The organism is Vibrio sp. 10N.247.310.17, assembly GCF_041466605.1.
Taxonomy (GTDB): domain Bacteria; phylum Pseudomonadota; class Gammaproteobacteria; order Enterobacterales; family Vibrionaceae; genus Vibrio; species Vibrio tasmaniensis_A.
In genome coordinates this window covers 1-6412 of the sequence record NZ_JBFSTC010000152.1, presented here as the reverse complement: position 1 = coordinate 6412, position 6412 = coordinate 1, and the positions used below count along the sequence as shown (strand labels likewise).

The following is a 6412-nucleotide window of genomic DNA, read 5'->3' as shown; positions in this document are numbered from 1 at the left end:
CCATCTGTAGGATCGTTCAACTGATCAGGAAAATGCTTAAATGATCAGTGTTAGCCATTTAGGCGGTCTTTATATTTTTAACTGTCACGAGATTAACCAATAACGCTAATTGGGATCTCAGCTAGCTGGTTGCCTTGGTTAGCAGGGTAAACGATGTATTCACCGTGATACTTCACCGCTGACTTGTAGTCAGTGACTTTGTGAAGCATGAAACCTGCTTCCATCGCTGCTTGAATAAACTCAGCGTGGTTACCACGAACAAACCAGTTCATTGGTTTTACCATTAGCTCACCGTCGAAAGAGTCGTCACACTGTTTGCCACAAAGTGCAAAAGAGTGCTCACCATCAGTGAAGAACTGAATTTTGCCGCCAGTCGTTAGCTCGTCTTCACTTGATACACTCCAACCCATCTCGTACATTTTGTCCATGAACGCTTCAACATCACTGTCTTTTAGCGCTTTAGGCTCTTCGCCTTCAGGGAAAAAACGTCCGTAAAACGCAGAAATACGTTTAAAGGTAAAAGTTAAATCAGAGTTATTGCCCTTTGAACGGCCCTGTTTCTGCCAGCGAACCAAGTCAGGCACAATCACACGATCATAAGACTGAGCCTTAATCGCCTTCGTTACCCAACGAACTAAATAAAGGTTGTTCGCAATAGGCGCATCAATCGCTTTGCCTGCTTTGTGCAGAGCGTAAAGCTCGCCTAATGCATCATTCACTAACTTCTGAATTTCAATATAGTATTTTGACATTATGCCTTCTTTCCTAATGTCCAATATAGTAACGCTGACATTACTGCACACGCAGCCATTACCATAGCCATAGATCCAGCACTGTCACTTGGCAGCATCGCAACGATAGCTCCAACGACAGAACCAGTACCAAATCTTAATGTTCCCGCAAGCGATGAAGCCGTACCGGCCATGTTTGGATAACCACTGAGCAATAGACCCATAGAGTTACTGCCGATAGTAGAAATGGTGCCAATAAATAGCATCACAAACGGCACAATACCCCAAAGCCCGAGATCCAATAACCAACCAACCAGTAAACCGACGCCAGCTAATAATTGAATGACCAGCGCGGCTCTCAGCATGGTATGAGAGCCAACCTTCTTAACAATTCGACCATTAATTGTCGTCATCAGAATCATCGCAACGATGTTCAGACCAAACAGGTAACCAAACAGGTCAGGACGTACTCCATAGACATCAATGTAGACAAAAGAGCCTGCGGTTAAGAATGCAAACATCCCAGAGAACGAGAACGCACCCGAGAAAATTAGGCCCATAGCGGTCGAGTTTTTACATAAACGAGCGTAATTGCGAATCGTCGTTTTAAAGCGCAATGGCTGACGATTTTCAACAGGCAGTGTTTCAGGGATCTTAATGATAACCGCAAGAATCACGATAACCGCAAAAATAGCCAACACCCAAAAGATTGAACGCCAGCCGAACCACAATGCCAAATAACCACCAATCATAGGGGCAATTAATGGCGCAACCGTCATCACTAAGGTAACGAACGACATGGTTCTTGCAAAATCTTCACGGTCGAACATATCACGCACAACCGCTTGGATAATGACCGCCGCCGCCGCACCTGCAAAACCTTGAGCGGTACGAACTAACGTTAACGCTTCAATGCCATGAGTCGTCGCACTCACAACAGACGCGACCGCAAAAAAGAATACACCAATCAGTAGAACAGGCTTGCGACCATAACTGTCGGCTAACGGACCATGTAACAACTGACCTAATGCAAAACCTGCGGTATACGCGGTAAGTGTGATTTGCACTTCCCCTGCTGTAACGCCGAGATCTTTGGCGATCGTTGGCATTGCAGGTAGGTACATATCGATGGCGAGTGGTGTTAAAGCACCAATAGCGCCCAGAACCAAAAATAGCATCCAACCTAACTGAGGCGTTTGTGATTGTGAGCTTGGGGTCTGTGAGGTAGACGTTTGCATAACTCTCCGACTAAGTACTAAGTTCTATTTGAACACGAGCATGCACGCAGCAAACGAATACACACACAGCAATACACGAATACGCACAGTGATACACGAATATGCGCACACATACATGAACATATAGTAATAATGGCTGAAACTGTCCTAGTACCAGTCAAAATAATCAGCCGACGCTATCCTTGGTCGGCCACATCTACGGTAGAAAAGATTACTTCCAGATAGAGTCTACTTCTTCTTGTGTTAGGTAACGGTATTCACCCAACTCTAAAGACTCGTCCATCTCGATTTCACCAATACGTTCACGGTGCAGTGCTTCGACCTTGTTACCAAGTGCTGCAAACATGCGTTTTACTTGGTGGTATTTTCCTTCGTGAATCGTTAGCAACACTTCACGCTCTGCACGTACTTCAAGGTGTGCTGGAAGTGTTAGGCCGTCTTCGCTCTTAAGCTGGATGCCCTCTTTGAACTTTTCAACGTAATCGTCTTCAACAGGTTCAACCAACCACACTCGGTACATCTTCTCGCACTTGTGCTTTGGCGATGTGATGCGGTGAGACCACTTACCGTCGTCTGTCATTAAGACAAGACCCGTTGTATCAACATCTAAACGACCTGCAAAGTGCAGCTTGTCCATTTTGATTTCATCGAGTAATTCAAACGCAGTGCGATTTGAACCATCTTCATGCGAACAAACAAAGCCTTCTGGCTTGTAAAGCATGATGTAACGCGGGCCGTGAACATTCAGTTCATTGCCTTGCCATTCCACAACGCACTCTTCAGTTACCTTAAGTGAGCCGCTTTTTTGAATGACATCATTTACTGTCACTGCTTTTGATTTTAATAAGTGTGTTGCTTCTCTTCGAGTGACGCCTAACGCATCGCACAGAAATTTATCTAAACGCATGAATACCTCAACTAATCTAAGTCGGGTATTATAGTCACCTTTGCTCAATTAGTTGAGCTATTTCACACTATTTGTTTTTCATTTTACAAGACACGATATGTATACACTCCGCCCGTACCAAGCTGACTCAGTAAAATCAGTGATTCATTACTTCAGAAAACACCAAACACCGGCTGTTCTTGTATTGCCTACAGGCGCAGGAAAAAGCCTGGTGATTGCAGAGCTAGCAAGGCTCGCTAAAGGTCGTGTTCTAGTGCTTGCGCACGTAAAAGAGCTCGTTGAGCAAAACCATGAAAAGTATGAAGGTTATGGGCTAAAAGGTTCAATTTTCTCTGCCGGTTTAGGGCGTAAAGAGACAGACCAACAAGTGGTGTTCGCATCGGTTCAATCTGTAGTTCGAAACCTTGACTCATTCTCTAACCAATTTTCACTGTTGGTTATCGACGAATGCCACCGCGTACCAGATGAAAAGACCAGCAGCTATCAAAAAGTGATCACTCACTTACGTGAAAATAATGCGGGTATAAAAGTGCTTGGATTGACCGCGACGCCTTATCGTCTTGGTATGGGGTGGCTTTACCAATATCACACCCGTGGCCAAGTGCGTTCTGAAGAGCAGAGATTTTTCAGAGACTGTATTTTCGAACTGCCGATTCGTTACTTGTTGGACGAAGGCTTTCTAACACCAGCACGCATGATCGATGCGCCCGTTTTGAGCTATGACTTTTCGCAACTAAGGCCGGCAAGTACGGGGCGCTATAAAGAATCAGAACTCGATATGGTGATTGAGCAATCGAAGCGTGCTACCCCACAAATTGTCGATCAAATCATTGAACTGGCCAAAGACAAGCTTGGCATCATGGTATTTGCAGCCACCGTTCGACACGCACAAGAGATCCTGAGCTTACTACCCGAAGGTCAATCATCCATCGTGATTGGTGACACGCCTACGTTAGAGCGCGATCAAATCATCAATGATTTCAAGGAACGTAAAATCAAGTTCTTGGTTAACGTGTCAGTATTAACCACAGGTTTTGATGCGCCCCATGTGGATTTAATCGCGATTTTGCGCCCAACAGAATCTATTAGCTTGTACCAACAAATCGTTGGCCGTGGCTTACGCCTATCTCCGGGTAAAAAAGAGTGTTTAGTGCTCGACTATGCGGGCAACAGTTACGACCTTTACCAACCAGAGGTCGGAGACCCAAAGCCTGACTCAGACAGTGAAATCATCACTATTCCCTGCCCTGCTTGCGGCTTCAATAATAACTTCTGGGGCAAGCTAGACAGCAACGGCTTCTTACTCGAACACTTTGGTCGTAAATGCCAAGGCTACTTTACCGATGAAGACACGGGCGAACGCGAGCACTGTAACTATCGTTTTCGTGCTAAGTATTGTGGTGAATGCGGCGCTGACAACGACATTGCCGCGCGCATTTGTCATGAGTGTGATGCCACCTTGGTCGACCCAGATAAAAAGCTTAAGGAGGCGTTAAACCTCAAAGATGCGTTGGTGTTTGAGTGTTTAGAAATGGACCTTAACGTTCTCAAGGACGACAAAGGCAAATCACAACTTAAGGTTACCTACCGAGGTGAAAACCAAGCACAAGTGCATGAGTTTTGGTCATTAACCACTAAGAAACAGAAGCAGAACTTTAAGGATCAGTTTGTTCGCCCTCACCTTGCCGACAGACACAGACCGTTTGAGGAAGCTTCACCGACGAAGGTGGTCGCTCACCAACATAGATTCCGCCCACCTCAATTCGTCATTGCACGTAAAGTCGGGCGCTTTTGGAAAATGAGAGACAAGATATTCGAAGATGAACTGAAGCAATAGAATCCAAAGAATCAACAGAATTAATAAAAGGAGTATCGACACTCCTTTTATTCACATTCTAATGACCACACATGAGTTAACTTGTTAAACCACAAATTAGATTGCGCTCAGCTTTTTCTGATTCCCGCGCCTCTTTAGCCATATTATCAAAAATCTCAATGGCTAAAGTTGGCTTATGAATATAAAAGCCTTGAATGAAGTCAATGCCTAACGCTTCTAACATTCTTAATTCTTCAATTGTTTCAACACGTTCCGCAACCACTTTAGTTTGGCTCATTTCTGCCAACTCAACTAATGAGTGCACCATTTTTTTCTTAAAATCAGAACTGTTAATATTTTCAACAAGCGAACCATCAAGCTTGATCGTATCAAAACAGCCTTCAGATAAAATTGAATACGATGAATAACCTGAACCAAAATCATCTAAGGCAACTATGATCTGGTGGTGTTGTAGTCGCTCTACTATTTTTCGAAACTTCTCATCTGCACGATAAAAAACAAGCTCAGTCACTTCAACACATAAACGGGAACGGATATAAGGGGGTAGATGACATAAACGATCGATAACACTCATATCGAAAATGGTTTTAACTGAGAAGTTTAATGACAATTGAATAGTTGAATAGTGCTCAAGTAAGCTAATTGCGTAAGTAAGCATACGAGAATCGAGCTCCTTCTCAAGCCCATGAGAGGCTACAACATCGAGCAATTCACCAGCAGAAACTATTTTTTCACGTCCCTCTTCGTCCTCCATTTTTAAACGACACAGTAACTCATAGCTCGAAGCAACACCCTTTAAAGAATGAATTTTTTGAGCAAAGCAAAGCAACCTATCCGAGTTAAGTAATTCAACTGCTTCTACTCTAAGGTTCGGTAAGCTATAGAGCATGACCCCGTCTTGTTGCTGCCAGTCTTGGTAAGATTCATTGTTGGACTTTGCTTTACGGCAACAGTATTCAGCTTTGTAAATACAATCTTCGACAGATTCATTAGGACCACTTCGATAACGGCCAAAACTAAAGCTTAGAGCGTTTTCTGTTTCTTGGGTGAGGTTCTGTTCCAACAAATATTCAAGTAACTCCTTGGAAACCGACGTTTGGCAAATTAATACAAATTCATCGCCACCGACTCTATACGCCTTCCCTATGCCTTGTGCGGCTATTTTTTTGAAGCGCATAGCTAAATTTATTATCATTCGATCACCTACATGGTGACCTTGACTATCATTGAGAAACTTCAATTGATTTGCATCAATGTAATAATAGCAACGAGAACTCTCAATGACCTTTTTATATTCTATGGATTTTCGATTATACAATCCTGTCATGAAATCTTTATCAGAATTAGACAACAATTTCTTATAATCGCCCAAATTAATAACTCTTAATTCTCCAAGATCATAAACACATGCTAATACAAAAGAAGCATGAGACAAGTAGAATAGCGCCTGTATTAAATAATAATACTCAGGTATGAATGAAATAGTCATTGATGATTCAAGAACCACCACAGGCATAATAAAACACGAAAGATAGCTAATTATTATTTGAACTTTATTATTAACTTCTTTTGATATCAAACAAAATGCTATAACAACGGCTGCAAGGATAGTGCTAATTAAAAACCCAACAATGACATCAAAGTTTCGGTGTTTTTCAAGGTAGTTGTCATCATTTGCTTGCTTATTAAGCAGCTTCTC

The 6412-nt window shown here is 42.9% G+C and carries 5 protein-coding genes; 1 reads left to right on the top strand and 4 read right to left on the bottom strand.

Annotated features, from left to right (window positions below; all coding sequences use genetic code 11):
* Positions 1-92: 92 nt before the first annotated feature.
* The 3 genes from AB6D80_RS23835 to rsuA all read right to left on the bottom strand — a co-directional run bounded on the left by AB6D80_RS23835 (position 93) and on the right by rsuA (position 2876).
* Positions 93-752, bottom strand: a complete 660-nt coding sequence (locus tag AB6D80_RS23835) for a DUF2913 family protein (protein ID WP_009847083.1) — start codon at positions 750-752, stop codon at positions 93-95.
* Entirely contained in the window at positions 752-1969 is a 1218-nt protein-coding gene (locus tag AB6D80_RS23830) for a Bcr/CflA family multidrug efflux MFS transporter (RefSeq protein WP_371694662.1), read from the bottom strand. Before AB6D80_RS23830 ends, AB6D80_RS23835 begins: the two co-directional genes overlap by 1 nt.
* Before the next feature lie 211 nt (positions 1970-2180).
* On the bottom strand, positions 2181-2876 hold the full coding sequence (rsuA, locus tag AB6D80_RS23825; RefSeq protein WP_009847085.1) for a 16S rRNA pseudouridine(516) synthase RsuA: 696 nt from the start codon (positions 2874-2876) through the stop codon (positions 2181-2183).
* 97 nt (positions 2877-2973) lie between these two features.
* On the opposite strand from rsuA, the gene AB6D80_RS23820 reads away from it, so the two are divergent.
* Positions 2974-4713, top strand: a complete 1740-nt coding sequence (locus AB6D80_RS23820) for a DEAD/DEAH box helicase (RefSeq protein WP_009847086.1) — start codon at positions 2974-2976, stop codon at positions 4711-4713.
* A gap of 76 nt (positions 4714-4789) precedes the next feature.
* Here AB6D80_RS23820 and AB6D80_RS23815 read toward each other — a convergent pair.
* Positions 4790-6412: EAL domain-containing protein (locus AB6D80_RS23815; RefSeq protein WP_372189811.1), on the bottom strand; the 1623-nt coding region annotated here is incomplete at its 5' end.